Below are 26,294 nucleotides of genomic sequence, written 5' to 3'. Positions count from 1 at the left end.
CGGGTCCTGGCTGGAATATAGAGGGCGCGGCCTTTGGTTCCATGCCGCCTGTCGGGTTCACGGCGGGGACGTGCAATTCCGGCGCGACGGGTCACGCGCGCCGCCCGGGCGCCCGCCGCTTGGGCGGCGCCGGCCGCGCGTCGGATTTTGCAGCGCAAACAAGGTGTTGTTAACGAACGGCAGCGGTCAGCCGCCGTCGGCGCCGCACGCGGCAAGGCTTCGGCGGCGCCGATCGCGGCCTGCGGCGGGCGGAAATTAACCGCGTCCGTGGCGATGCTGCAGTGCGGTAACGCTTGTTTGCCGGTCACATTGCTGCCACAAACCCGCTTAGTAGAGTCGTCGTCCGACCAAACGTGTGCCGGTCGGACCGAGCTGTTTGAGCTGCGCCCTGAGCCAATCGGGGCCGGTTGAGGGGCTTAAGTCGGGGGGCGTCTTCGCCCTCGTCGCATAGGACACGAAACCCTTGTCTTTGCTTCCGCAGTCGCGCGCCCAGGCGCGTGCGCTGGCCGGCGCCGCTTTGGTCGCCGGCGGCCTTGGCGGCGTCCTGGCGGGCGCCTACTGGGCCGGCGCGCACACCGAGGTGTCGCTCACCCAGGCGCGGGTGCGCCGGCTGGCGGATGCTGCGGCCGCAGGGTTCTCCGACGTCGCCCTGCAACGGGCGACGAGCGGCATGGGGCCGGGCGCCCTGGCCGCGGCCCAACGGCGCGACCCGGTCCTGCGCCAGGCCGAGGCGGCGGCCGACACCGATCACACCGTCCAGGAACGGGCCGCCGCCCTGCTGGCGGCGCGGGCCGTGGCGCGCGTGGATGGAACGCCGCCCGCCCCGCCGCCGGGCGCGGAGCGTCCACGCCTGATGCTGCTGCGCGGGCCGGTCGCCGAGCCGTTCCACAGCGACGGCGCGCTGGAGTCCTCGCGCGATCTCGATTGCCTGACCGCGGCCGTCTACTACGAGACGGGCAGCGACGTCGCCGCCGGCCAGGCGGCGGTGGCGCAGGTGGTGCTGAACCGGGTGCGCCATCCGGCCTTCCCCAAGAGCGTCTGCGGCGTGGTGTTCCAGGGCGCCGCCAGCGGGCGCTGCCAGTTCAGCTTCGTCTGCGACGGGGCGATGCGCCGGCCGAAGTCGCCGGCGATGTGGGAGAACGCGCGCAAGGTCGCCGCCCGGGCGCTGGGCGGTTACGTGATGCCGGAGGCCGGCGAGGCGGTGAGCTTTCACGCGGCCTACCTCGGCCGCCTGTGGCCCTCGATGCAGCGGGTCGGGCAGATCGGGGCGCACGTGTTCTATCGCTTCGGCCACGGCGGCAGCGGCTTCGACAACGGGGTCTACGCCCTGGAGCGCAAGGCGCCCGACGGCGTCCCGGCCCCGAGCGCTCCGGCCACGCCGGCCGACCGGCCGGTCTACGCCGAGGCGTCGGCGGGGAGTGGGGAGGGGCGTCTGGCGGTGATCACCGCCGCCCCGGTGCTGATGGCCCAGTCCCTCGGCGGCCAGCCCGCCGCGGCGCCCGCGGCGGCGCCGGCCAGGCCCGCGCCCGCGCCCGCCCGGACCGCGCCTGAGACGACACCGAAGGCCCCGGCCGCGCTGGCGGCGAGCGGCGCCGCCAGCTGATCCGGCGCCGGCCCGGCGGTCGGGCTAGATCACGACCATGCCGATGGCCGCCACGGCCATCAGCCCCGTCGCGGCCCAGCCGAGGATCACCAGCCACCACGGCGCGCAGAACTCGCCCATGATCTCCTTGCGGGTGACCACCAGCATGGTCACCGCCATGATCGGCACGGCGACGAAGCCGTTGACCACGGCCGCCCAGACCAGGGCCTTGATCGGGTCCAGGCCGATGAACACCAGCGCCAGCCCGCCGAGGGTGGCCAGGGCGATGATCGCGTAGAAGCCGCGCGCCTCCTTGACCTTGCGGTCCAGCCCGTGGCGCCAGCCGCGCGCCTCCGCCACCGCATAGGCGGCCGACCCGGCCAGCACCGGAACGGCCAGCATGCCGGTGCCGATCACCCCCATGGCGAACAGGAAGAAGGCGAACGGGCCGGCGATCGGCTTCAGCGCCGAGGCCGCCTGGGCGCTGGTGGCGATGTCGGTGATCCCGTGGGCGTGCAGGGTCAGGGCGGTGGTCAGCATGATGAAGAAGGCGACCACGTTCGACACCGCCATGCCGATCCAGGTGTCGAGGGTGATGCGGCGCAGCTGACCGGGCGCCTCGGCCGGCGCGGTCTTCAGGGCGTGGGCGCTGTCGTCGGCGTCCAGCTCCTCGACCTCCTGCGAGCTCTGCCAGAAGAACAGGTAGGGGCTGATGGTGGTGCCGAACACGGCGACGACCATGGTCAGGGCGTCCCGGTTGAGGGCCACGTTGGGCACCAGCGCCCCGCGCGCCACCTCGGCCCAGGGCGCCTTCACCGTGAAGATGATGGCGACATAGGTCAGCAGCGTGAGCGTCAGCCACTTCAGGATCGAGGCGTAGCGGCGGTACGAGATGAACACCTCCAGCACCAGGCACAGCAGGCCGAAGCCGATGGTGTAGGCGGTGATGCCGGCCTTGGGCAGCAGCAGGCCTGCGGCCTCGCCCATGGCGGCGACGTCGGCGGCGATGTTGATGGTGTTGGCCGCCATCAGCGCGATCAGCAGCAGGGTCAGCAGCCAGCGCGGGAACACCTTGCGCATGTTGGCGGCCAGGCCCTCGCCGGTGACCCGGCCGATCTCGGCGACGGTCTGCTGGAAGCCGGCCATCAGCGGATAGGTGATCACCACGGTCCACAGCAGGCCGGTCCCGAACTGGGCGCCGGCCTGGGAATAGGTGGCAATGCCGCTGGGGTCGTCGTCGGCCGCCCCGGTGATCAGGCCGGGGCCGAGGCTCTTGAAGGCCTCGACCGCGCGGTCGTGCAGGCCGTGCGCCGGGCCGGGGGGCGTGGCGTCGGCGGGGGGCGGGGCGGGGGCCTGGCTCACGCCGCCCGCCGGGAAGCGCGGCGGAAGGCCTGCGGCGGCTGGCCGAAGGCGCGCAGGAAGGCGCGGCGCATGCGGTCCGGGTCGCCGAACCCCACCTGCCGGGCGATCTGGTCCACCTGGGCCTCGCCGGCGTCGAGCCGGGCGCGGGCCGCGTCCAGCCGCAGGCGTTCGACCGCCTTGGCCGGGGTGACGCCGGTCTCGGCGGCGAAGGCGCGGGCGAAGTTACGGGCGCTCATGGCGGCGACATCGGCCAACTGCTCTACGGTCAGGGGGTGGGTGAGGTGCTCGCGCGCCCATTCCAGGACCGGGCCGAAACGGCTCTCCGGCCGCTCCAGTTCCAGCAGCGCGGAGAACTGCGACTGGCCGCCGGGCCGCCGGTGGTAGACCACCAGCTGCTGGGCCGTGCGCCGCGCGATCTCCTCGCCGAGGTCGTCGGCGATCAGCGCCAGGGCCAGATCGATGCCGGCGGTGATCCCGGCTGAGGTCCACACCGGCCCGTCCTTGACGAAGATCCGGTCCGCCTCCAGCCGCACGGCCGGAAAGCGGCGGGCGAAGTCGCCGCTGCGGTTCCAGTGGGTGGTGGCGCGCCGCCCATCGAGCAGGCCGGCGGCGGCCAGGATATAGGCCCCCGAGCAGACGCTGGCGACGCGGCGCGCGTGGACGGCGGCCTGGCGCACGTAGTCGAGGGTCCTGGGATCCTCGCAGGCGGGGCGGGTGCCCTCGCCCCCGGCGACGACCAGGGTGTCCAGGGTCCGCGGCGGCTGCAGCGCGCCGGCGGCCAGGGCCAGTCCGCAGGTGGCCGACACCATCCCCGGCTCGACCGCCATCACCTTCAGGGCATAGGCCCCTGGCTGGTAGCGGCCGGCGATCTCGAACGCCGCCAGGGGGCCGGCGCAGTCGAGCACCTGCAGATCGGGGAAGATCAGGAAGCCGATGGTCTTGGTCATGCTCGCACCGCGCGGACAGGGCTGGCGGAATTTGCCGGAACTATGTCATTTCCGCCAAGGGGTATCCGGGCGAGGTTACGGCGTCAACCGCGCCGCAGGAGGATGCCATGGCCGCCCCGTCCCTTACCATCGTCTTCGCCCTCTATCCGGGGGTGACGCACCTCGACTTCACCGGACCCCACCAGTTCCTGTCGCGACTGCCCGGCGCCCGGGTGATCACCGCCAGCGCCGCGGGCGAGCCGATCACCGCCGACGACCTGACCTTCGCCAACCTGTCGAAGCTGGCGGACATCCCCGCCTGCGACGTGCTGTGCGTGCCCGGCGGGTTCGGCTGCACCGACGCCATGAACGACGAGACGTTCATGCGCGAGATCCGTCGCCTGGCCGCCGGCGCCCGCTACGTCACCTCGGTCTGCACCGGCTCGCTGATCCTCGGCGCGGCGGGATTGCTGAAGGGGCGGCGGGCCGCCTGCCACTGGGCCTGGCGCCAGCTGCTGCCGATGTTCGGCGCCATTCCGGACGAGGGCCGCGTGGTGCGCGACGGCAATGTGCTGACCGGCGGCGGCGTCACCGCGGGCATCGACTTCGCCCTGACCCTGGCCGCCGAGATCGCCGGCCCGCAGGTGGCCCAGACCATCCAGCTGGGCCTGGAATACGCCCCCGCCCCGCCGTTCGACGCCGGCCGCCCCGAGCTTGCCCCGCCCGAAGTGCTGGAAGGCTTCCAGGCACGCATGGCCGGCCTGATGCCGGAACGTCAGGCGGCGGCGGAACGCGCCGCGGCGCGGCTGATGGCCGAGGCTTGAGTCCGGCTGCGGGCTTTGGGGAGGGAGCTGTCGGCCCGGCTTCCTCCCTATCCCTGCGTCGCCATCGCGCGCACCTGCGAAAGATCGCCCCGCGCCAGATCTGAGGCCCGGATCAGGACATAGACCGGGTCGGCATCGTTGATCCACAGCTGCATGGGCTTGTTGGACTCGACGACCATGAGCACACGCCAGCTCGCCACGCCGGCATCGATTTCGGCCCTGTGCGCCAGCAGCCAGCGGACGTTGCCATCGTCATCGGCCGACCAGGGCCTATAGATGGTCCCATTGCGCAGGCGGCTGGCGATCGTCTTGGCCTGCTCCCAGTCCTCCCAAGTGGACCACAAACGCAGGCGTTCCTGGCCGGGCCGCCCAATCTCGTGGAAGTGCACCGCTTCCGGCAGGTTGTCGAAGGGTGCTGATGGTTGGCCCAGCACCTGACCCAGCAGTTCGCCCAGCCCCTGCGCGTCCGCCGCGGAGGACGCCTGCAGCCCATCGACCAGGGCGTCGATATCACCGCTGGGGCACACAGCTGCGATCGGGTCGGTGACCCTGGCGTCCAGCATGGGAAAGCTGAGCCGGCGTTCGAAGCGCACCGCGACCGGGTTCAACCGGGCGGTCCCCTCGTCGTCGAATGCCTCCGCCGGCGCCGGCCACGGGCGGCGCGCGAGAGCTGCGCCGGCCGGTATCAGTAGCGCCCTGACCGGCGCTGGCTGCATCCCGCCCTCGACGGCGCCGACGAACAGCGACAACAGTCCGGCGTCGGGCAGGTTAGGGCTCAGGCCGGCCAGTTCCGGCGTCGCCAAGTCGACCTGGCCATAGAAGCTCAGCGGACGTCCCGAGGGACTGGCGGGCCACACCGTTTCCGCGGGCAGATCCGGCGCCCCGCCCAGCCGGCTCGCGCCCACGGGCGCGCCGTCGCCAGGCCCGGCATACAGCATGTCGGCGCAAGGCCGCGCCAGGGTCTCGATCAGCGCCGCCGCCTCACCGAAGCCGCACTGCACGGCAAGCGCCCGTACGTCCTCGGCGCTCCTGAGCGCGGGCGGTTCCTGCCGAATTGCCGGCGCCGGCCGCCGCGTCCCAAACCAGCGCCCCCAGAAACCCATGCGCGTCCCCTGTCAAGCGACCGCTGATATAGCACATGCCATCGCGGCGAATTCGCAAAGCCTTCAGCCTATCGGGGGTGGTTGCGTCCGAACGCCGGGACCGTCCGAAAGCGGGCCGGTGCGCCCCATACGCGATGTTCAGCACCAGCTCCGGTCAGGCCATGGCCAGCAATGCTCGTTTGGCCTTTGCAATGGGACACGGGCCGCCGCCCTAGTCCGCGTCCAGGCCGATGTCGAAGTTGGGCGCGGAGTGGGTGAGGGCGCCGACGCTGATCAGGTCGACGCCGGTCTCGGCGATGGCGCGGACGGTGGCGAGGCTGACGCCGCCGGAGGCTTCCAGCACCGCGCGGCCGGCGACCAGGTCCACGGCGCGGCGCAGGTCGTCCAGGGCGAAGTTGTCCAGCATGATCACGTCGGGCGCGTGCGCCAGCGCCTCGGCCAGCTGATCCAGGCTGTCGACCTCGACCTCGATCTTGACCATGTGGCCGGCGCGCGCCTTGGCCCGCACCAGGGCGGGGCCGACGCCGCCGCAGGCGGCGACATGGTTGTCCTTGATCAGGATGGCGTCATCCAGGCCGAAGCGGTGGTTGGCCCCGCCGCCGCAGCGCACGGCGTACTTCTCCAGCGCGCGCAGGCCGGGCGTGGTCTTGCGCGTGTCGATGATCCGCGCCCGCGTCCCGGCGGTCTCGGCGACATAGGCGGCGGTCAGGGTGGCGATACCGCTCATGCGGCCCATCAGGTTCAGCGCCACGCGCTCGGCCGACAGGAAGGCGCGGGCGTTGGCCTCGGCGCGGGCGATCACCGTCCCTGGCTGCACCGTGGAGCCGTCGGCGATCAGGGCCTCGAGGCGGGCGGTCGGATCCAGCGCGGCCAGGGCCAGGCGGGCGCAGTCCGTCCCGGCGACCACGCCGCCGGCGCGGGCGGCGAACCGGGCGGCGAAGCGCGCGTCGGCCGGAATGCAGGCCTCGGACGTGATGTCGCCGGCCCGGCCGAGATCCTCGGCCAGGGCCGCGCGGACGATCGGCTCGATCAGGGTGTCGGGCAGAGGGGCGAGGTCGGCGACGGCGTGGCCGGCGGTGGGGGCGTTCATGCGGCCTCTTCCTGCAGCTGGCGGGCCTTGCGGACGATGCGGGTGTGCCGGCCTTCGGCGTCCGTCTGCGGGAAGTCGGCGCGGAAGTGGCCGCCGCGGCTTTCCCGGCGGGCGAGGGCGGCTTCCGCCACCAGGCGGGCGGCGACCAGCGGCAGGGCGCGGCCATGGGCGGCGTCCAGGGCGTCCAGCCAGCCGATCAGGTTGCCGAGGCCGGCGGCGTCGCGCACCACCCCGCAATCGCGGCTCATGCCGGCGCGCAGGGCGGCGAGGGCGGCAGGCGGCAGGTCCGGCGCGGCCCAGGCGCGCAGCGGCGCGGTGGCGGGCGCGGCCTCGTCGCGGGCCGCGGCGCCGGCGCGGGTCCCGAACACCGCCGCCTCCAGCAGCGAGTTGGAGGCCAGGCGGTTGGCGCCGTGCACGCCGGTGGAGGCGCATTCGCCGGCGGCGAACAGGCCGGGCAGGCTGGCGCGGCCGTCGGCGTCGGTCCCGACCCCGCCCATGTGGTAGTGGGCCGCGGCGGCGACGGGGATCGGCTGGCGGCGCGGGTCGAGGCCGGCGGCCATGCAGGCGGCGAATACGGCCGGGAACTCCTGCGGGAAATGCTCGCCGATGGCCTGGCGGGCGTCGAGGAAGGCGCCGCGGCCGGCGCGCCGCTCGGTCTCGATCGCCCGGGCCACCACGTCGCGGGGCGCGAGCTCGGCGGCGGGATGATAGCCGGCCATGAACGGCCGACCCTCGCGGTCGACCAGGATCGCGCCTTCGCCGCGCAGCGCCTCGGTGGCCAGCGGCGCGGGGTCGGCGCCGACGTCGATGGCCGTGGGGTGGAACTGCACGAACTCGGGGTCGACGATCTCGGCGCCGGCCAGGGCGGCCAGGGCCAGGCCCTCGCCGCGCACCGCGGTGGGGTTGGTGGTGACGGCGTAGAGCCCGCCGAGGCCGCCGGTGGCCAGGATCACGGCGGCGCCGGTGATCTCGACCTGCCGGCCTGCGGTCTGCGCCAGCACGCCGCGGATGCGGCCGGCGGCGTCGGGCAGCAGCGCCAGCACCCGGACCTGCTCGCGGATCTCGATGTGCGCGCTGGTGCGGGCCTTGGCGGTGACCGCCAGCATGATGGCGCGCCCGGCGCCGTCGCCGCCCACCCGGGCGACGCGCGGGCGGGTGTGCGCCGCCTCCAGGCTCTGCACGAAGCCGCCGTCGGGCCGGCGGTCGAAGGGCGCGCCGAGGTCGGCCAGGCGGATCAGGGCGGCCGGCCCCTCGCGGGTGAGGATGTCCACAGCGCCCGGCTCGCAAAGGCCGGCGCCGGCCGCCAGGGTGTCGGCGGCGTGCAGCGCGGCGCTGTCGTCGGCGGCCATGGCCACGGCGAGGCCGCCCTGGGCCCAGGCCGAGGAACAGGCCTCGTTCAGCGGCGCGGCGCTGAGCAGCAGCACTCGGCGCGGCGCGGCGGCGAGGGCGGCCGACAGGCCGGCCAGGCCGGCGCCGACGACGATCACGCCGTCGAAATTCAAGCGATCGGTCATGGCTGACCTCCGGGTACGGCGATGCCCAGCGCAGCCAGCGCCCGGCGATGCCGGTCGGCCGAGGTGGGATCGAAACAGCAGAAGACGATCCGGTCGAAGGCGTCGTCTACGGAAACGGCGTCGAGCACCGCGCGGGCGGCGATCTCGGCGGCGGCGAAGGCCGGATAGTGGTAGCGGCCGGTGGAAATGGCCGGGAAGGCGACGCTGCGGCAGTCGTTCTGCGCCGCCACCGCCAGGCTGTTGCGGTAGCAGTCGGCCAGCAGCCGCGCCTCGCCGGCGCCGCCGCCGTTCCAGACCGGGCCGACGGTATGGATCACGTGGCCGGCCGGCAGGCGATAGGCGCCGGTGATCTTCGCCTGGCCGGTGTTGCAGCCGCCGAGGCGCCGGCACTCCAGCGCCAGTTCCGGCCCGGCGGCGCGATGGATCGCCCCGGCGACCCCGCCGCCGCCCAGCAGGCTGGAGTTGGCGGCGTTGACGACGGCGTCCACCGCCAGGGTGGTGATGTCGGCGACGATCACCTCCAGGCGCGGCAGGACCGCGACGTCGCCGACGCCGGCGCGGCGGTCAGATGAGCTCGACGTCAACATGGTGGCGCGCCTTGACCAGGTCGTAGCGGGCCGGCTGGGCCGGCGGCGGCAGGTCGATCATCCGCTGCACCGCGGCGCGGGCGCGCTCGGCGACGGCGGCGTCGACCAGCACCTCATGCCGGCCGTGCAGCAGGGCCTCGTAGATGTTCTCCAGGGTGATGCGCTTCATGTGCGGGCACAGGTTGCAGGGCCGCACGAACTCGGTGTCCGGGGCGTCGCCGGCGACATTGTCGGCCATCGAGCACTCGGTGATCAGCACCACCCGTTTGGGCTTGCGCTGGGTGACGTAGTCGCTCATCGCCGCGGTCGAGCCGGCGAAGTCCGAGGCCTCCAGCACCTCGGTCGGGCACTCCGGGTGGGCCAGGATCTCGGCGTCCGGCCAGGCCTCGCGCAGTTCGGCGATGTCGGTGGCGGTGAACTGCTCGTGCACCTCGCAGCGCCCCTGCCAGGCGATGATCTTGATGTCGGTCTGGCGCGCCACGTTGCGGGCCAGGAACTCGTCCGGCAGCAGGATCACCCGGTCGACGCCGTACTGGCGGGCGACTTCCTCCACCACCTGCACCGCGTTGGCGCTGGTGCAGCAGACGTCGGTCTCGGCCTTCACCTCGGCGGTGGTGTTCACATAGGTGACCACCGGCAGGCCCGGATAGCGCGCCTTGATCAGCCGCACGTCGGCGGCGGTGATCGAGGCGGCCAGCGAACAGCCGGCGCGCAGGTCGGGGATCAGCACGGTCTTGTCCGGGCACAGCACCTTGGAGGTCTCGGCCATGAAGTGCACGCCGGCCTGGACGATGATCTTCGCGTCCGAGCGCGCCGCCTCGCGGGCCAGCCCCAGGCTGTCGCCGACGAAGTCGCCGACCCCGTGGAAGATCTCGGGCGTCATGTAGTTGTGCGCCAGGATCACCGCGTTCTTCTGCTTTTTCAGGCGGTTGATCTCGGCGATCAGAGGGGCCTGGGCGCGCCACTCGAAGGGCGTGACCCGGGTGCGGACCTTTTTCCACACGGGCGCCGTGGCGGCTTCCACCTCGGGGGTGAAGGGGAAGGCGACATTACCGTCGGCCATGGGGTCCTCCTGTCGATACCCTTTTGCTCAAGTTGAGCATTTCTAGGTCCTAAAAAAGACGCCGGGCCGGCTTGGTCGACCTTCGGCGTCGTCACTTATGCTGAGAGTGAGCAAAAGCGACGTCGTTGATATAGACCCGTGTTCGGTCCAGGAAAACCCCTCCGAACGCGGAAAAGCGAAATCGTGATCGCCTGACGCTAGGGTAGGGAAACGCGCCCGATCCCGTCTTGCACGCCCCGGGCGCCGGCGGTTCGCCAGACCAGCCCCTGCCAGGACGCGGCGTCGGGATAGTCGGCGACGAAGTCCAGCTCAGGCGCGCGCACCAGCGGCAGCCGAGCCATCACCGCCTGCGAGCGGCCGTTGTCCGGCGCGGTGTACGAGAACACGATCCTCACCTGCGGCAGGGCCAGGGCGTGGTCGAGCGCGGCGCGGGCGGCCTCGCTGGCGTAGCCGCGACCCCAGGCGGGGCGGGCCAGCCGCCAGCCGATCTCGAAGTGTGGGCCGAGCGGGTGGGTCGCGTCGTCCCGCCACATCACGCCGGCGTAGCCGAGAAAGCCGCCCTGGCGGTCCTCGATCGCCCATCGCGAGACGCCATGGTCGCGCATGCCCGCCGCGTAGCGATCCAGCTTGGCGCCGGCCGCCGCGCCGTCGATCGGCCCGCCGAGGTCGGCCATCACCTCCGGGTCGGCATGCAGGGCGGCGAAGGGCGCGCGATGCCGCTCCGCCCACGGCGAGAGGATCAGCCGATCGGTGCTCAGCAGGGGCAAGGCCCGCCTCAGATCCGCCGCTCGCGGCCCTCCCAGAAGGGCTCGCGCAGCTTGCGTTTGAAGATCTTGCCGGAATCCTCGCGCGGCAGGTCCCCCTGGAAGGCGACGCTGCGGGGCACCTTGTAGCCGGCCATCCGCTCGCGCAGGAAGCCCCGGACGGCGGCTTCGGAAAGGTCGGCGCCGGCCTCCGGCTGGACCACCGCGTGCACCGCCTCGCCGTACTCGTCGTCCGGCACGCCGAACACGGCGCAGTCGGCCACGCCGGCCAGCCGCGACAGCTCCGCCTCGATCTCCGCCGGATAGATGTTCACCCCGCCGGAGATGATCATGTCGTTGGCCCGGTCGCACAGGTAGAGAAAGCCATCCTCGTCGAAATAGCCCATGTCGCCCGGGGCGATCAGGCCGCGCTTCTCGGCGCGTCGGCGCTTCTCCTCGTCGCCGTGGTAGGTGAAGTCGACCAGGCCACGGATGCGGCAGACCACCTCGCCCACCTCGCGCACGGCGACGTCCTCGAGGTCCGGACCGATCACCCGCACCTCGGCCTCGGCGAACGGACGGCCGACCGAGCCGGGATGCGCCAGCCACTCCTGGGCGGTGATGAAGGTGACGTTCCCCATCTCCGTGGAGCCGTAGTACTCGTTGATCACGTCGCCCCACCAGTCGATCATCGCCCGCTTGACCGGCGTCGGGCAGGGCGCGGCGGCGTGGGCGACGAAGCGCAGCGACGACAGGTCGTAGCGGCGCTTCACCTCCTCCGGCAGCTTCAGCAGCCGGGTGAACATGATCGGCGCCATGTTCAGGTTGGTGACCGTGCGGGTCTCGATCAGCCGCAGCAGCTCCTCGGCGTCGAAGCGCGGCATCAGGACCAGGTTGGCCCCCATGCGCGCCGCCATCTGGCCGTGGGCGTTGGGCGCGGCGTGGTAGAGGGGTCCGACCGTGACGGTGGTGATCTCTTCCGGCGGCGCGAGGTCGAAGCCGTAGCAGCGGCGCAGGATGCCGCCGCTGATCGCCATCTGCTCGGGGCTCGACGGCGGGCGGCGCACACCCTTCGGCCGGCCGGTGGTGCCGGAGGTGTAGATGATCGTCGAGCCCTGGGCGCGCGGCGTCGCCTCGTCCAGCGGCGCGAAGCCCTCGATCCAGGCGTTCCAGTCCGTCGCTCCGGCGGGCAGGACGCAGGCGGCGGGATCCAGGCCATAGGCGGCGGCCACTTCCGGCGGCGTCGGGACCGCCAGCACCTTTACCCCGGCGGGGATCGCCCGGCGGATGGCCTCGGTCAGCAGGTCGGCGTGGATCACCACCACCCGGGCGCCGCAGTCGTTGAACAGATAGCGCGCCTCGTCCTCGGTGTAGTGCCAGTTGACCGCCACCGGAAAGGCGCCCGCCTGGCCGGCGCCGAAGCTGGCCTCGAAATAGGCCAGGTCGTTGCGCAGGTAGAGCGCCACGGTGTCGCCCGGCGCCACGCCCTCGGCGATGAAGCCGCTGGCGGCCTGGGCGGCGCGCTCAAGCAGCTGTGCGGTGGTCAGGCGGCGCTCGCCGCTGGAAATCACGCCCATGCGCTTCGCCCCGCAACGGGGGCGCCTCCCTTGGTGCTCGTCGCCACATGCCTGTGGTCTTGCCCGGAGCCTCGGCCTCCTGCCGCCACGGCACTCAACCTCGCGATCCGCCGGGCGCAGGCATGGCTGATGGAGCCGCCGGCCGTGGTCCAGCGCAACGGAACCGGCCGCTCCGCGTTCAGCAGCCGCCGCATGGTCAAGGTTTCTGACCGAAGTTTCATGGACGCGGCAGGCCAAGCCGGGCCAGAACGGCCTTGCGTCGCGCCCGCTGTCCGGGCGCGTTCCTCCAACCCGCCGGACCCGAACGCCCGACTTGCCCCGTATCGCCCGCACCCTCCCGGCCCTGTTGGCGGCGACGCTGCTGACCGGGTGCCTGACCACCGGCGTCGAGGTCTCGCCGCAGGTGCGGGCGCTCTGGGCGCGCGCGGGAGAGCTTTCACCGGCAGGCGAGCGACGGCTGCAGGCGGACATGTCTCCGGCGATGATCGCCCTTGCCCACAGGGTAGAGCCCGGACGCCACGCCGATCTGTGGGGTCGGCCACCCGCCTGGGCCGCCCTGGATATCGCCACCCCGCCGCACCTCGACTTCGGGGTGATCACCCAGGACGACGCGCGGCGGCTGAACAGCCTGATGCCGTTCCAGCTGGAAACGCCGACGCCGGCGCAGCCCTTCTACCTCAGGGCCCTGGGGCCGCAGCGCGACCGCGCGCTCCTGTGCCTGACGCAGGCGATCTACTACGAGGCCGGTCTTGAGCCGACCGAGGGCCAGGAGGCCGTGGCGCAGGTGATCCTCAACCGCATGCGCCACCCGGCCTTCCCGAAGACCATCTGCGGCGTGGTCTACCAGGGCTCGCAGCAGATCACCGGCTGCCAGTTCTCGTTCACCTGCGACGGGTCGCGCGACCGCGCGCCGGAGCCGGACGTCTGGAAGCGGGCGCATGCGGTGGCCGAACAGGCGGTGTCCGGCTTCGTCATGCCCCTGGTGGGGACGGCGACCCACTACCACGCCGACTACGTCTTCCCGCGCTGGGGGCCGACGCTGGTCAAGCTGACCCAGATCGGGGCGCACATCTTCTATCGCCTGCCCGGACCCCTCGGCCGGCCGGGCGCGTTCGTCGGGCCGTACTCCGGGCGCGAACTGGAGGTGTCGATGCAGGGACCCAGCGCCGAGACGCTCGCCGCCGCCAAGGCCGCCGCCGAGGCCGGACTGGCGCCGGCCGGGCCCGCCATCGACCCCACCGCCGCCGCGGAGCCGCCGCACGCCGTTCCGGGGCAGATGGTCGGCGGCCGCCGTCTGCCGACCCGGGAGGAGATCGCCCGGATCAACGCCGCCCTGGCCGCCTACGAGACCGGGCACGCCGCCCCCGCGACCAGCGCCGCGACGCCCGCGCCACCGGTGGTCACCCCGCCGCCGCCCGCAGCTAGGCCAGCGGACGCGAAGGCGAAGGCGTCGCCGGAGCGAAGTCCCACGGCGACGCCGAAGGGCGAGTGAGGGGAGGCCCGCGCTAGCCGAAGGCGGCGGGGTAGTCCGCCTTCACCGGCGCCTCCAGCGCGCCGGGCGTCAGCGCCAGGGCCATGAAGGCGTCCAGGCCGGCGAACGGCGAGGCGATCACCCGCGCCGCTTCCGACGAGAAGCCGAACCGCGGGTAGTAGCTGACGTGACCCAGCAGCACGACCGCCTCCGCGCCGGCCGCGCGGCAGATCTCGACACCGGCCCGCAGCAGGGCTGAGCCGATCCCGGCCTTCTGGCGCTCCGGCGCGGCGGCGATCGGGCCCAGGGCGGCGAAGAACCGCTCCTTTGGATCGCAGGTCATGCGCGAGAACAGCGCGTGGCCAACGATCTCGCCCGCGTCCTCGGCCACCAGCTCGGCCAGCACGGCGCCCTCGGCGCGCACGCCCTCGACGATGTCGGCCTCCGTCCCGCTGGCGTGATCGGCGGTGGCGAAGGCGGCCTGCACCAGCGGCCGGATCGCGGCGTAGTCGCCGGGCGTGGCGGGACGGATGATCACCAGACGCCGATTTTCTCGGCGTCGCGGTGGGTCATCGGCTTGTGCGCCGCCTCGTGGTCGCGCTCGGCCAGGAAGCGCACCGCCTCCAGCGCCGCCATGCAGCCCATGCCCGCCGCGGTCACCGCCTGGCGATAGACGTCGTCGGTGACGTCGCCGGCCGCGAACACGCCGTCGATATCGGTGGCGGTCGTTCCGGCGCGGACGTGCAGATAGCCGTGCTCGTCCATCTTCAGCTGACCCTTGAATAGCTGCGAGGCGGGCGCGTGGCCGATGGCGACGAACACGCCGTCGCAGGCCAGGGTGCGGGTCTCGCCGCTCTTGACGTCCTGCAGCACGACGCCGGTGACGCCCATCGGGTCGCTCTGGCCGACCACCTCGGCGATGGCGGTGTTCCACACCACCTCGACCTTGGGATGGGCGAACAGGCGCTCCTGCAGGATGCGCTCGGAGCGCAGTTCGTCGCGGCGGTGCACCAGGGTGACCTTGGAGGCGAAGTTGGTGAGGAACAGCGCCTCCTCCACCGCCGTGTTGCCGCCGCCCACCACCACGACCTCCTTGCCGCGGTAGAAGAAGCCGTCGCAGGTGGCGCAGGCCGAGACGCCGAAGCCCTGGAATTTCTGCTCGCTGGGGAGGCCCAGCCACTTGGCCTGGGCGCCGGTGGCGATGATCAGGGTCTCGGCCAGCCACACCTGTCCGCTGTCGGTGGTCAGGCGGAACGGCCGCTGCGACAGGTCGGCCGACATGACGATGTCGTCGACGATTTGCGTGCCCACATGTTCGGCCTGGGCCTTCATCTGCTCCATCAGCCAGGGACCCTGGATGACGTCGGCGAAGCCCGGGTAGTTCTCCACGTCGGTGGTGATGGTCAGCTGGCCGCCGGGGGTCAGGCCGGCGATCAGCACCGGCTGCAGCAGGGCGCGCGCGGCGTAGATGGCGGCGGTGTAGCCGGCGGGGCCCGCGCCGACGATCAGGCAGCGAACCGAACGGGCCCCTTCGGGGGACGTTTCTGCGGGTTGGGAGGCGTCTTGGCTCATGGGTATGTATGTAGCGAAGATTCCGTGGAGTGCGACCCGTATCCATGCCCGCTGGTCCCCGTATCCTGTTCTTCGCCGACGCCGGGCCGCAGGTCGGCGGCGGCCACGTCATGCGTTGCCTGACCCTGGCGCGCGCGCTGGGCGAGCGGGGGGCGGAATGCGCCTTCGTGGAGAGCCGGGCGGCGGCGGGGGTGCTGCGGCGCTTCGGCTGGCCAGCCGGGCCGGTGCTGGCCATGTCCAACACCGAGGACCTGCCGGGCCTGGTGCGCTGGGGCCAGGACTTCGCCGCGAGCTTCCAGCCGGACGTGGTGGTGGTCGACCACTACCGCGCGGGCGCGGCCGAGGAGACGGCGCTGAGCGGAGGGGGCGCGCGCCGGGTGGTGGTGATCGACGACCTGGCGGACCGGCCGCATGCCTGCGCCCTGCTGCTTGACCCCGGCTTCGGGCGCCGGCGCGAGGACTATGCCGGCCTGGTCGCGGCGGGCTGCGAGGTGCTGACCGGCCCTGACTTCGCCCTCGTGCGCCCGGCGTTCGCGGCGGCCCGGCCGCGCAGCCTCAGCCGCCGGGCGCGGCACGAGCCTCCGGCGCGGGCGCTGGTGGCGCTGGGGCTGACCGACGTGGGCGGGGTCACGTTGCGGGTGGTCGAGGCCTTGGCCCCGGTCCTGGGGGAGGTGCGGCTGGACGTGGTGCTGGGCTCCGGCGCGCCCAGCCTGGAGGCGCTGAATGCGCTGGCCGGGCAGGACCGCCGCATCCGGCTGCACGTGGACAGCACGGACATGGCCGCCCTGACGGCCACCGCCGACCTCGCCATCGGCGCCGGCGGCTCCAGCGTCTGGGAGCGCGCGACCGTCGGACTGCCCACGGCCACCGTCGTCTTGGCCGAGAACCAGGCGCCGATGGCGCAGGCGCTGGCGGCGGCCGGCCTGACCCTGGCGCTGGACGCCCGGGCGCCCGGGTTCGAGGCGGCCCTGGTCGCCGCTTGGTCGCGCCTCACCGGCGAGCCCGATCTGCGCTGGAGCCTGACGACAAGGTCCAGCGAGCTGTGCGACGGTCGCGGCGCCGAGCGCGCAGCCGTGGCCATCCTGGCCCTGGCCTGAACGCCGCCATCGCGTCCCAAACGAGGAGCCCGCCTTGATCGCCTGCTACACCGACGCCCTCAGCGCCTGTCCGGGCGAGACCGTGCGGCTGTTCGCCAGCTCGACCGACCCGGACTGCCGGCTCGAGATCGCCCGCGTGGGGGCGGCGCGCGAGGTGGTGGCCGACCTGGCCGTCCCGGGCGTCATCGATGCGCCGACCCCGCCGAACGCCGACCGCGATGGCTGCAGCTGGCCTGAGGCGCTGACCTTCCCGGTGGGGGCGGACTGGCGCTCCGGCTACTACGACCTGGTGCTGCGCAACGGCGCGGGCGAGAGCACCCACCACGTCCTGGTGGTGAAGCCGAAGCCGGACGGGCCGCGCGCCAGGGCGGCGCTGGTGCTGTCGACCAACACCTACCACGCCTACAACTGGTGGGGCGGGGCCAACTCCTATTGCGACGTCACCCGGCTGCTGGCGCGGCAGGGGACGCTGCCGGAGTGCATGGAGGGCGCGATCGGCGTGCTCTCCGCCCAGCGACCGTTCGCCCAGAACATCGTCGCCATGCCGCCCGGCGGCCCGCGGCTGATGAACGAGGGCGTGCGGGCGTTCGGCGAGCGGCCGCGCACCGACAAGCCGGCGTTCTGGCGCGAGCACGGCCTGTCGCCCTATGACGGCGCTGCCGGCTTCCTCAACAAGTGGGAGCATCTGTTCGTCGCCTGGGCGGAAGGCGAGGGGATCGCGCTCGACTATTTCACCGACTTCGACCTGGAGGCCGGGCCCCAAGTGCTGGCGCCCTACGCCTGCATGCTGGCGGTGGGGCACAGCGAGTACTGGTCGGCGCCGCAGCGCGACGCGGTGGAGGCCTTCGTCGACGGCGGCGGGCGGCTGGCGATCTTCTCGGGCAACACCTGCTACTGGAAGGTGCGCTGGGAGGATGGCGGCCGCACGCTGGTGGCGCACAAGTGGAAGGGCGAGACGGCCGAGCCGGGCGCGGGCGCGAACGGCACGCACATGTGGTCGCATCCCAACTTCGCCCGCCCCGAGGCGCAGCTCACCGGCCTGACCTTCCTCTATGGCGGCTATCATCGCCTGGGCATGTGCGCGGCCAATGGCTCGGGCGCCTACACGGTCTATGACGACAGCCACTGGGCGCTTGCCGGCGCGGACGTCTGGTACGGCGACGCCCTGGGCCTGGCCACGCCGCTGCTGGCCTACGAGAACGACGGCTGCCTGATGACCTTCGGCGAGGACGGCCTGCCCAAGGCCGTGCCCAGGCTGGGCGTGCCCGAGGCTCTGCAGATCATCGCCATCGCCCCGGTCAGCTTCGGCGAGGACCGCACCAAGGGCTACCGGCCGGTGCTGCCGCCGGAGGACTTCACCCAGGCGGCCCGGGTGGCGTTCGGCGACGACAGTGCTGCGGCCCAGTCGCGCCTGCTGCGCGGGCACGCGGTGATGGCCTCGTTCCATCGCGGCCGGGGCGAGGTGTTCAACGCCGGGACCACCGAATGGGCCTATGGCCTGGCGGCCGGCGACCCGCATCTGAAGGCGATCACTCTCAACGTGCTGAGACGGTTTGGGGCGCTCTGAGCGCCTCAGGCCGGCGCCTTGCGGCAGCTCTGGGGGTTGGCCGCCAGGGCGTCGGCGGCTGCGATGGCGTCGTGGAACAGGCGGTCGCGGTCGCCGCCGGCCGACAGGTCGCTGGTGATCCAGGCCAGGAATTCGCCGTTCGCGCTGGCGAGCGTCACGGTCACCTCGTGAGCGCCGGGCGTCGCCTGCAGCAGATCCAGGTGCGCCGCGGCGCCCGACCAGTGGGTATTGGCCAGCCAGGCGTTGCGAAGCGTCAGGCCGCCGACCGACAGGTCAGGGCCGGGAAGCGGGATCACCCGGGCCGACCAGCTCTGGCCGCCCTTCAGGGCCAGGCTGACGTTGGCGCCGGCCAGAGGCCCCGGACCGTCGCGGCCGATGACGATCGCGCGCACCGCCGCCGGCGGGCCGTCCGGCGTGTCGTACAGCACGCTGAGATAGGGGTTGCCGCTGTAGCCCGGCAGGCTGTGCTGCGATGTCTGCGGCGGGGTCCACACCAGCCTGCGCTCGAGCACCGTCTTGCTGTCGTCCACCGTCCAGTTCGCCGTCACCTCGGCGCCGTTCAGCCCCTTCGCCTTGCCCTGACAGAGCCAGTGCGGGGCGGCGGCCGGTGGTGGCGGCGCGGCGGCGGCGATCGCGGCGGCGGCCAGGATGGCGTAGAGCATGCGTTCCCCCGATGACTCCCAGGCCAGGGTAGCGCTTGAGCGCCGCCCGGCGCCAGAGCGGCGCGGTCTGCTAGGGAACCTCGAATCCCTTGCTCCGCAGCCGGTCGGCCATCGCCGGGCGGCGTTCGCGCCATTCGGCCTCGAGGATGCCGAGGCCCAGCACGTCCTGCCAGAGGCCGTCCTTCTGCACGAAGTCGCGGAACCGCGCCTCCTGACGGAAACCGAAGGTCTCGTGCAGGCGCCACACCGGCTCGTTGGAAGCCAGAACTTCGCACCACAGCTTGTGCAGGCCCTCGGTCTCGAACACCCGCTGCAGCATCCAGAACTCCACGTAGGAACCCAGGCCCATGCCGCGCACCGAGGGGTCGGCCAGATAATAGGCCCAGGCGCATTGCCGGCGGTTGCGGTCGATGTCGTAGAGGTTGGCCAGGCCCACCGGGACGCCGTTCGCCTCGATGATCCAGTACTGACGCCGGGGGTCGCCGGGGATCGAGGCCCACCACCGGGCATGCTCCGCCGGGGCGATGACGTGGTCGGTGTACATGTACGCCCGCACCTCCGGCGAGTTGCGCCAGGCCAGGATACGATCCTTGTCGGCAGGGGTGAGGTCGCGCAGCGCGGCTTTCGGCGAGTTGGCCATGCCGCCAGCCTACACCCGCCGCTCGCCGCCGTAATGCGCCAGGTCCTCGCGGCCGCGCACCAGGGCGCGCACGTCGTCGGAGGTGAAGGCCGCGTTCGCCGGATAGAGGGCGTCGTACACCGCCGCGACGAAGGCGTAGTCGTGCGGGAAATCCACGGTCCAGCGCACGTCGCCCTCCTCCGGCCCCTGGCTCAGGAAGGCGTGGCGATAGAGGTCGGGGCGGCGGTGCAGGGTCCAGGTGACGTGCTCGTGCTCCTCGGGCGTGGTGGCGCGCTCGGCCGCCGCGCGCAGGGCCGCAGCGGTCATCACCTCCACGTCCAGCCCCTTGGGATAGGTGCGGTGCGGCGGGGTGTTGGAGCCGTAGTCGGCCCCGGCGCTGACCACCTTGTCGATGGTGGCGTCGATCACCTGCGGGTCGGCCAGCGGGCAGTCGCCGGTCAGGCGCACGACGTAGTCGGCGGGCCCATGGGCGTCCAGCGCCCCCAGAAACCGCGCCTGCACGTCCTCCAGGGGGCCGCGGAACACGGCGACGCCTTCGCGGCGCACGGCCTCGACCAGGGGATCGTCGCTGGCGTCGACGCTGGTGGCGACCACCAGGCGGTCGATGCGCCGGGCGCGTGACACGCGCTCGATCTGGCGCACGATCATCGGCGCGCCGGCCAGCGGCATGAGCACCTTGCCGGGCAGGCGCGACGAGGTCATCCGGGCCTGCAGGATGGCGAGGATCATCCGTCGGCGCCCATGCGTCGCAGCACCTCGCGCGCCGCCCGTTCCGTCTCGTCGAGGGGTTCGTAGGTCCAGCTTTCCAGCCGGCCGGCGAACGGCCGCGCGACGCCGCGGACGCGCAGGGCGGCGTGGAAGCGGTCGAACTTCGGCGAGTGTCCATCCATGGTCAGCACGTGCACCGGCTTGCCGGTGGCCCCGGCGTCGATGGCCAGGTTGGTGGAGTCTTCGGTGACCAGCAAGGCGTCTGCGGCGGCCAGGAAGGCGAGATAGGGGTTGGGGCCCTGGCCGTCCCAGATCATGCCGGGCAGGCGGGCCCAGGCCTCGGCCAGGATGGCGCGGGCCGGCGCCGGGGTGCGTCGCGAGAAGGTGACCATGACCGACCCTCCGGCGTGCGACACGGCCTCGGCAACCTCGGTGGTCATGGATCTCGCGCGGGCGGGCGTCAGATCGTGCGCCCTGGACTTGCCGCCGATCAGCACGGCGACCCGGGGGTGGGGCAGCGGGGCCAGGGCCTCGGCGAAGGCGTGGGCCTTGCCGCCGAGCTTCTCCAGGGTGATGCGGGTCGGCGCGCCGAGGATCGGGAAGACGTTCGCGCCGGCGAGGCCGTCGTGTTCGGGCGGCACGACCAGGTCGAAGCGGTCCAGCGGCGCCCTGGGATCCTGCAGCTGCACGACAAAGGTGCGCCCGCCCGAGCGCCGGCGCACATGCATCGACAAAGGGACGCTGGCGCGGCCGGCGGCGATCCAGAGATCCGGCCAGGGCGGCCCGACAAGCGAAGGGTCCTGGAGCCAGGCCTTCGACGCGGGATGCAGGCGCGGCGGCAGCCAGGCGGCGGGCCCGCGCCAGGCGACATGCTTGGCGCTGAGCAAGGCGGGCACATGGTGGGCGACGGCCTCCGCGAGGCCCAGCGCCTGCGCCTCGATCCCGGCCCGGCCGTCCGACACCGCCCAGATGATCAGCGGCCTGCCCGTCATGCCTGCGGTCTGGGGGTGGGCGCGTTCACGGCGGGCGGACTCGTACGGCTCATCGAGGGCCAGTATGGCGCCCCGGTCGTGCGCGTGCATATGGGGCCGCGGCGGCCACGACTTAAGGGGCGCACGCCGATCGCCGCTGTAGGGCTGGCCGGGCGCAGCGCTCCGCCGCCGCGCGCGACGCCATCTCGCGGGTTCCTGAATATCGGGACGGCCGCGCGGGCGCGGCGGCGAGGCGCGGCGAAAGGGGCCTGCGCCCCTAGACCCACTCGACCTTGAGGATCTCGTAGGCCTTCACGCCGCCGGGGGTGTTCACCTCGACGACGTCACCGGATTCCTTGCCGATCATGGCGCGCGCGATCGGCGAGGCGATGGACACCTTGCCCGCCCGCACGTCGGCTTCGTGTTCGCCGACGATCTGGTACTTGGCCTGTTCCTCGGTGTCCTCGTCGACCACGCTGACCGTGGCGCCGAACTTGATCTGCGTGCCGGAGAGCTTGGATACGTCGATCACCTGGGCGCGCGCGATCTTGTCCTCGATCTCGGCGATGCGCCCCTCGATCCAGCCCTGCCGCTCCTTGGCGGCGTGGTACTCGGCGTTTTCCGAAAGGTCGCCATGCGACCGCGCTTCGGCGATCGCGGCGATCACCGCCGGTCGCTCCTGCGTCTTCAAACGCCTCAGTTCATCGTCGAGAGCCTGATAGCCCTCGGCGGTCATGGGCACTTTTTCCATTCGGCTGTTAGCTCAATCGCCCCTGGGAGGAATCCAAAATCCGGCCGCGGGCGCGGACGTCCGGGGGGTAAGAGGATAGGGGCTGGGCCGACAATTTACAAGCCGCCGGTCGGGGCGCCCCTCATTCGGCCCCCTGCGCCAGGACCCAGGCGGTAAAGGCCTGCAACGCTTCGGAGGCCGGGCGGCCAGCGACGCGGGTGAGGTAGTAGGCCCCCGTCTGAACGCTGATGTCGAAGGGTTGCACCAGCCGCCCGCCCCGGATGTCGTAGGCGAACATGGCCGGCGGGGCCAGGGCGACGCCCGCCGATTGCTGCGCCGCGGCGACCATGGCGATCGACGAATCGAACTGCGGCCCCTTCATCGGCGGCGGCTCGATCCCGGCGGCGCGGAACCAGCGCGGCCACTCGTCGGCGCGGTAGGAGCGCAGCAGGGGGAGCTGGGCGAGGTCCGCCGGGCCGCCGAGGCCCCGCGCCAGCCGGGGCGAGCACAGCGGCGACAGGGCGCCGTGCATCAGCGGCTGCGCCTCAAGTCCAGGCCAGACCCCGTCGCCGAACTGGATGGCGCCGTCCAGCCGCTCGGCCAGCAGGTCCACCTTGTTGTTGTGCGTGCGCAGGCGCAGGTCGATGAACGGCCAGGCGGCGCGGAAGGCGTCCAGCCGGGGCAGAAGCCAGCCGACCGCGAAGGTGTTGACCACCCCGAGCGTGAGGGCCTGGTGCGCCTTGCCCGCCTGCACCTCGTCCAGCAGGTCGCCGATGCGGCCGAACGCCTGCGACAGCGCCGGAATCAGCGCCTCCGCCTCGTCGGTCAGGGCAAGGCCGCGGGCCATGCGGCGGAACAGGGTCACGCCGAGCCGCGCCTCCAGCGCGCGGACCTGGTGGCTGACCGCCCCCTGGGTGACGCACAGTTCGTCGGCCGCGCGGGTGAAGCTGAGATGCCTCGCCGCAGCCTCGAAGGCGCGCAGGGCGTTCAGCGGCAGGGCAGCGGGCGTCATCGTGAGCCTCGAATCCAATTCATGGCGATGTGCCAGAAAGCATCGTTTGCCTAGGCCAGCCAAGACTGGCGATCATAACAAATACAAGGGATCGCTGCAGCGGCGTCACGACCGCCATGCGAACTGTGCTCATGGCTGGCTGCCGCTGGAGGGGGACTTGGATCTGGAGGCCTATTTCGCGCGGGTTGGCTACGCGGGTCCCGGTCGGCCGATGCTGGAGACCTTGCAGACCCTGCACCGGCTGCATCCCGCGGCGATCCCGTTCGAGACCCTGGACGTCTGGCTGGGGCGGCCGGTCCGTCTGGAGCCGCACGCCGTGGACGCCAAGCTGATCCACGGCCGCCGCGGCGGCTACTGTTTCGAGCAGAACAGCCTGTTCCTGCGCGTGCTGCGCGCCATCGGCTTCGAGGCCGAGCCGTTGATCGCCCGCTCGCGCTGGAACCGGTCGCCCGACGACGTGCAGGCGCGCACGCACATGGCGCTGCGGGTGCGGGCGGACGGCGCCTGGTGGCTGGCGGACGTGGGCTTCGGCGGCTGCATGCAGACCGCGCCCCTGCGGCTGGATGCCCGGGGGCCGCAGCAGACCGCGTTCGAGCCGCGCCGCCTGGTCGGGCGGGGCCGTGAGCTGCGCCAGGAGGTGCTGATCGGCGACGCCTGGCGCCCGGTGTGCGACCTCGTCGCGGCGCCGCAGGCCATGGCCGACATCGAGTGCGCCAACTGGTTCATCTCCACCCATCCCAGCTCCGCCTTCCGCCGGCACATCGTCGTCGCCCGCACGCTGATCGACGCGCGCTACGTGCTGACCGACAACCATCTGGCCGTGCGCCGGCCGGGCCAGGCGACGCAGCTGCGCCGTCTCGACGCCGACGGTCTGCAGCGATCACTGGTGGAGGACTTCGGCCTTCGTCCCGACCCGGGATGGCGGCCGATGATCGAGGCCATCGCCAGCGCCTGAAATGATGTTAGATCGCAGCCCCAGTCCTTCACCGCCTCCCGCCTTCCCGCCTCCCTCCCAGCTTCGGACACTCCTTCCTTGAGCAATCTGATCGTTCGGGGCGGCCGCCGCCTCACCGGCCGCGTGCGGCCCTCGGCCAACAAGAACGCGGTCCTGCCGATCCTCTGCGCGACCCTGCTGACGGACGAGGAGGTGATCCTGCGCGGGGTTCCCGACATCACCGATGCGCGCAAGATCCTGGAGCTGTTCGAGGCCCTGGGCAGCCGGGTCGAGATGGACTTCGCCACCGGCGTGCTGAAGGTCTGCCACGCCGGCGCGACCAACGTCTCCGCCGCCCGCCTGCCGGAGGGCATGCGCTCGTCGATCATGCTGATCCCGCCGCTGATCGCCCGCTTCGGCGAGGCGCGGCTGGAGGGCGAGGTGAAGGGCTGCACCCTGGGCGCGCGGGAGATCGACCCGCACATCGAGGTGTTCCAGACCTTCGGCGTGCGCGTGGAGGGTGAGGAGGGGGCGCTGGCCCTGTTCCGCGACGGCCTGTTCCGGCCGGCCAGCCACTGGCTGGACTACGCCAGCGTCACCACCACCGAGAACTTCGCCCTCTGCGCCGTCATGGCCGCCGGCTCGTCGCTGCTGATGAACGCCGCCTCGGAGCCGCACGTGCAGGAGTTCTGCGGCTTCCTGAAGCTGATGGGGGCGCGGATCCAGGGCGAGGGGACCAGCCGCCTGGCCGTGACCGGGGTCGAGAAGCTGGGCGGGGCGGACTACACCTTCGCCGAGGACTTCCACGAGATCGCCACCTTCCTGGCGCTGGGGGCCATCACCGGCGGCCAGATCACGGTGAAGAACGCCCAGCCGGAGATGTTTCCGCTGATCGACCGCACGTTCGGCAAGTTCGGGGTGACGGTGACGCACGAGGACGGCTGGTCGACCGCGACGGCCGACGGGCCGCTGCGCATCAAGCCGCCGTTCACGTCCTACATCCTGCAGAAGGTCGAGGCGGCGCCCTGGCCCTACCTGCCGGTGGACCTGCTGCCGATCTTCGTCGCCCTGGGCGCCTGCGCCGAGGGCGAGATGCTGTACTGGAACAAGGTCTACGAGGGGGCCCTGGGCTGGACCTCGGAACTGGCCAAGTTCGGCGCCCACGCCCTGCAGTGCGACCCGCACCGGGTGATCACCTTCGGCGGCAAGCAGCTGGGCCCGGCCAAGGTGGAAAGCCCCTATATCATCCGCGTGTCCATCGCCCTGATGATGGTGGCCGCCTCGATCGAGGGCCAGTCGACCATCCTCAACGCCGACCCGATCCGCCGCGCCCACCCGCACTTCGTGGAAAACCTGATCGCCATGGGCGCGGATGTGGAGTGGGCGGACTGAACTAGACGGGCGCCCACCACTCGGCGTTGTCGCGGCGCTCCACTCGTCGGCGGGTCCGCAGGCGCAGCAGCGGCGTCAGGCCGGCGCCGGACAGCAACGCCGACAACGCGCCGTGCTCTGCCGGCGAGAGGGCGTCAGCGGCGTCCTGCACCCGCTGCAGCAGGTAGAGGCGGTAGGGGAACACGCCCACCGTGATGTCCTGGCCACGCCAGGTGAAGGTCATCCGCCCGATGGCCCGCCGGATCGGGGCGGCCCCGAGCACGGCCGGGTCCTGGGTGTCCAGCCAGGCGTCGATCCAGGCGGTCATCGCCTGCAGTTCCGGCAGATAGTCCTCGGCGACGAAGGCCAGCAGCGCCTTCAGCGTGTCGCTGGCCGGCTCGCCGTATTCGGTGCGGCCGCAGAACTCGCCGGCGTCGATGTCCGGCGACGTCATCCGCTCGACCCAGCGCCAGACGTGCAGCGCCCGGGTCTTCATGATCGCCGCCGGGTGCGGGTCGCGCGACAGGTGGGCGTGCAGCGGCGCGATCAGGCCATAGTCACCGAGGCTCGGCGTCGCGCCCAGCAGGTAGGGGCGGGTGGCGAAGTGGGCGTTGAGCAGGTCGAGCAGCTTCAGATAGCTGGCCTCCACCGCGGCGAAGGTCTGCGGCGTCACCCCGAAGGCTTCCGCCGCCCGGCGCATGCGCCCGCTCGAGGCGGCGAACACCGCTTCCGCCTCTTCCGGGCCGGCGCCCGGCTTCAGGCCATTGACGAAGTCGCGGCCGATGAAGGCCAGGTTGTCGGCGTCGAAGTTCCAGCGGTAGTGCATCGCCGGCCGCACCATCCCCTCGCCGCCGAACAGCTCGAAGATCAGCGCCAGCACCCGGGCCACGGGGTCGGCCGGATAGGCCGATAGCCGCGCCAGGCCGGCGGCCTCGACGGCGTCGATGATCGCCGAGGAATCCTGCACCATCGCGCCGTCCGGCATCTGCGCCACGGGAATGATCCAGCGGCCCACCGCCTGGACCACGGCCTCGAACCGCGGGTCGCCGGGGACCCGCTCCTCGACCGCCAGCCGCTGCTTGCGCAGATAGGCGCGCGCCTTGGCCGAATAGAGCGAGCCCGGCATGGCGTAGAGAATGATCGGCTGCGCGCCCGCGCCCGTATCCGTGTGCGCCATCCCGTGGCCCT

Annotated in this window: 25 protein-coding genes; 7 read left to right on the top strand and 18 right to left on the bottom strand. The window is 72.5% G+C overall.

The annotated features are described in order from the left end of the window. Nucleotides 1-463: 463 nt before the first annotated feature. Nucleotides 464-1,603 (top strand): cell wall hydrolase, encoded by a 1,140-nt coding sequence (locus ACO2Q3_RS03515; RefSeq protein ID WP_423305057.1) that lies wholly within the window; start codon nucleotides 464-466, stop codon nucleotides 1,601-1,603. A 24-nt stretch (nucleotides 1,604-1,627) separates the two neighbouring features. Here ACO2Q3_RS03515 and ACO2Q3_RS03510 read toward each other — a convergent pair whose 3' ends face one another. Both ACO2Q3_RS03510 and ACO2Q3_RS03505 read right to left on the bottom strand, forming a co-directional pair. Continuing rightward, on the bottom strand, nucleotides 1,628-2,944 hold the full coding sequence (locus ACO2Q3_RS03510; protein WP_423305056.1) for an NRAMP family divalent metal transporter: 1,317 nt from the start codon (nucleotides 2,942-2,944) through the stop codon (nucleotides 1,628-1,630). Beyond that, entirely contained in the window at nucleotides 2,941-3,891 is a 951-nt protein-coding gene (locus ACO2Q3_RS03505) for a GlxA family transcriptional regulator (protein WP_423305055.1), read from the bottom strand. Before ACO2Q3_RS03505 ends, ACO2Q3_RS03510 begins: the two co-directional genes overlap by 4 nt. Nucleotides 3,892-3,998: 107 nt before the next feature. Here ACO2Q3_RS03505 and ACO2Q3_RS03500 point away from each other — a divergent pair, with 107 nt between their 5' ends. Beyond that, the gene (locus ACO2Q3_RS03500) at nucleotides 3,999-4,694 is read left to right on the top strand and encodes a DJ-1/PfpI family protein (RefSeq protein ID WP_423305054.1); all 696 of its coding nucleotides are present in this window, start codon (nucleotides 3,999-4,001) and stop codon (nucleotides 4,692-4,694) included. 47 nt (nucleotides 4,695-4,741) lie between these two features. On the opposite strand, the gene ACO2Q3_RS03495 is transcribed toward ACO2Q3_RS03500, so the two are convergent. From ACO2Q3_RS03495 to ACO2Q3_RS03465, 7 genes are all read right to left on the bottom strand, one after another. Continuing rightward, entirely contained in the window at nucleotides 4,742-5,797 is a 1,056-nt protein-coding gene (locus tag ACO2Q3_RS03495; RefSeq protein WP_423305053.1) for a DUF1963 domain-containing protein, read from the bottom strand. A 211-nt stretch (nucleotides 5,798-6,008) separates the two neighbouring features. Next, nucleotides 6,009-6,887: a carboxylating nicotinate-nucleotide diphosphorylase gene (nadC, locus tag ACO2Q3_RS03490; protein WP_423305051.1), complete on the bottom strand. Its 879-nt coding sequence runs from the start codon at nucleotides 6,885-6,887 to the stop codon at nucleotides 6,009-6,011. Then, a complete protein-coding gene (locus ACO2Q3_RS03485; protein ID WP_423305050.1) occupies nucleotides 6,884-8,401 on the bottom strand; it encodes an L-aspartate oxidase in 1,518 nt (505 codons plus the stop codon). The genes nadC and ACO2Q3_RS03485 overlap by 4 nt, the downstream gene beginning before the upstream one ends. Further along, a complete protein-coding gene (locus ACO2Q3_RS03480; protein ID WP_423305049.1) occupies nucleotides 8,398-8,988 on the bottom strand; it encodes an O-acetyl-ADP-ribose deacetylase in 591 nt (196 codons plus the stop codon). Before ACO2Q3_RS03480 ends, ACO2Q3_RS03485 begins: the two co-directional genes overlap by 4 nt. After that, nucleotides 8,966-10,051: a quinolinate synthase NadA gene (gene nadA, locus ACO2Q3_RS03475; RefSeq protein ID WP_423305047.1), complete on the bottom strand. Its 1,086-nt coding sequence runs from the start codon at nucleotides 10,049-10,051 to the stop codon at nucleotides 8,966-8,968. The genes ACO2Q3_RS03480 and nadA overlap by 23 nt, the downstream gene beginning before the upstream one ends. A 197-nt stretch (nucleotides 10,052-10,248) precedes the next feature. Continuing rightward, nucleotides 10,249-10,818 carry a GNAT family N-acetyltransferase gene (locus ACO2Q3_RS03470; RefSeq protein WP_423305046.1) on the bottom strand — a complete coding sequence of 190 codons (570 nt, stop codon included), beginning with the start codon at nucleotides 10,816-10,818 and terminating at the stop codon, nucleotides 10,249-10,251. 8 nt (nucleotides 10,819-10,826) lie between these two features. Continuing rightward, on the bottom strand, nucleotides 10,827-12,371 hold the full coding sequence (locus ACO2Q3_RS03465; RefSeq protein WP_423305045.1) for an acyl-CoA synthetase: 1,545 nt from the start codon (nucleotides 12,369-12,371) through the stop codon (nucleotides 10,827-10,829). A gap of 313 nt (nucleotides 12,372-12,684) precedes the next feature. Here ACO2Q3_RS03465 and ACO2Q3_RS03460 point away from each other — a divergent pair, with 313 nt between their 5' ends. After that, nucleotides 12,685-13,863, top strand: coding sequence for a cell wall hydrolase (locus tag ACO2Q3_RS03460; protein ID WP_423305044.1), 1,179 nt, complete (start codon nucleotides 12,685-12,687; stop codon nucleotides 13,861-13,863). Between the two features lie 13 nt (nucleotides 13,864-13,876). Here the strand turns inward: ACO2Q3_RS03460 and ACO2Q3_RS03455 are convergent, their stop codons facing one another. Together ACO2Q3_RS03455 and trxB are read right to left on the bottom strand one after the other, a co-directional pair. After that, nucleotides 13,877-14,380, bottom strand: coding sequence for a GNAT family N-acetyltransferase (locus ACO2Q3_RS03455; RefSeq protein WP_423305042.1), 504 nt, complete (start codon nucleotides 14,378-14,380; stop codon nucleotides 13,877-13,879). After that, nucleotides 14,377-15,414 (bottom strand): thioredoxin-disulfide reductase, encoded by a 1,038-nt coding sequence (trxB, locus tag ACO2Q3_RS03450; RefSeq protein ID WP_423305041.1) that lies wholly within the window; start codon nucleotides 15,412-15,414, stop codon nucleotides 14,377-14,379. Before trxB ends, ACO2Q3_RS03455 begins: the two co-directional genes overlap by 4 nt. A gap of 44 nt (nucleotides 15,415-15,458) precedes the next feature. On the opposite strand from trxB, the gene pseG reads away from it, so the two are divergent. Together pseG and ACO2Q3_RS03440 are read left to right on the top strand one after the other, a co-directional pair. Further along, complete coding sequence (gene pseG / locus ACO2Q3_RS03445) at nucleotides 15,459-16,511, top strand: UDP-2,4-diacetamido-2,4,6-trideoxy-beta-L-altropyranose hydrolase (RefSeq protein WP_423305040.1); 1,053 nt, start codon at nucleotides 15,459-15,461, stop codon at nucleotides 16,509-16,511. Nucleotides 16,512-16,545: 34 nt separating this feature from the next. Continuing rightward, nucleotides 16,546-18,078, top strand: coding sequence for a N,N-dimethylformamidase beta subunit family domain-containing protein (locus tag ACO2Q3_RS03440; RefSeq protein ID WP_423305039.1), 1,533 nt, complete (start codon nucleotides 16,546-16,548; stop codon nucleotides 18,076-18,078). Between the two features lie 5 nt (nucleotides 18,079-18,083). Here ACO2Q3_RS03440 and ACO2Q3_RS03435 read toward each other — a convergent pair whose 3' ends face one another. The 6 genes from ACO2Q3_RS03435 to gcvA all read right to left on the bottom strand — a co-directional run bounded on the left by ACO2Q3_RS03435 (nucleotide 18,084) and on the right by gcvA (nucleotide 22,801). Continuing rightward, entirely contained in the window at nucleotides 18,084-18,740 is a 657-nt protein-coding gene (locus ACO2Q3_RS03435; protein WP_423305038.1) for a hypothetical protein, read from the bottom strand. Nucleotides 18,741-18,810: 70 nt separating this feature from the next. Then, nucleotides 18,811-19,380 (bottom strand): UDP-4-amino-4,6-dideoxy-N-acetyl-beta-L-altrosamine N-acetyltransferase, encoded by a 570-nt coding sequence (gene pseH, locus ACO2Q3_RS03430; protein WP_423305036.1) that lies wholly within the window; start codon nucleotides 19,378-19,380, stop codon nucleotides 18,811-18,813. Between the two features lie 9 nt (nucleotides 19,381-19,389). After that, complete coding sequence (locus ACO2Q3_RS03425; protein ID WP_423305035.1) at nucleotides 19,390-20,109, bottom strand: cytidylyltransferase domain-containing protein; 720 nt, start codon at nucleotides 20,107-20,109, stop codon at nucleotides 19,390-19,392. Then, complete coding sequence (locus ACO2Q3_RS03420; RefSeq protein WP_423305034.1) at nucleotides 20,106-21,080, bottom strand: mitochondrial fission ELM1 family protein; 975 nt, start codon at nucleotides 21,078-21,080, stop codon at nucleotides 20,106-20,108. The genes ACO2Q3_RS03425 and ACO2Q3_RS03420 overlap by 4 nt, the downstream gene beginning before the upstream one ends. A gap of 256 nt (nucleotides 21,081-21,336) precedes the next feature. Then, on the bottom strand, nucleotides 21,337-21,810 hold the full coding sequence (greA, locus tag ACO2Q3_RS03415) for a transcription elongation factor GreA (RefSeq protein WP_423305033.1): 474 nt from the start codon (nucleotides 21,808-21,810) through the stop codon (nucleotides 21,337-21,339). A gap of 121 nt (nucleotides 21,811-21,931) precedes the next feature. Beyond that, entirely contained in the window at nucleotides 21,932-22,801 is an 870-nt protein-coding gene (gene gcvA, locus ACO2Q3_RS03410) for a transcriptional regulator GcvA (RefSeq protein WP_423305032.1), read from the bottom strand. A gap of 157 nt (nucleotides 22,802-22,958) precedes the next feature. Between gcvA and ACO2Q3_RS03405 the strand changes: the two genes are divergently transcribed. Both ACO2Q3_RS03405 and ACO2Q3_RS03400 read left to right on the top strand, forming a co-directional pair. After that, nucleotides 22,959-23,756, top strand: coding sequence for an arylamine N-acetyltransferase family protein (locus tag ACO2Q3_RS03405; RefSeq protein ID WP_423305031.1), 798 nt, complete (start codon nucleotides 22,959-22,961; stop codon nucleotides 23,754-23,756). Between the two features lie 78 nt (nucleotides 23,757-23,834). After that, a complete protein-coding gene (locus tag ACO2Q3_RS03400; RefSeq protein ID WP_423305030.1) occupies nucleotides 23,835-25,127 on the top strand; it encodes a UDP-N-acetylglucosamine 1-carboxyvinyltransferase in 1,293 nt (430 codons plus the stop codon). A gap of 1 nt (nucleotide 25,128) precedes the next feature. On the opposite strand, the gene ACO2Q3_RS03395 is transcribed toward ACO2Q3_RS03400, so the two are convergent. Continuing rightward, nucleotides 25,129-26,283, bottom strand: coding sequence for a glutathione S-transferase N-terminal domain-containing protein (locus ACO2Q3_RS03395; protein WP_423305029.1), 1,155 nt, complete (start codon nucleotides 26,281-26,283; stop codon nucleotides 25,129-25,131). Nucleotides 26,284-26,294 lie beyond the last annotated feature (11 nt).

This window comes from Caulobacter sp. KR2-114, from assembly GCF_049446115.1.
Lineage (GTDB): Bacteria > Pseudomonadota > Alphaproteobacteria > Caulobacterales > Caulobacteraceae > Acaudatibacter.
This window is presented reverse-complemented; position numbering and strand designations above follow the sequence as displayed.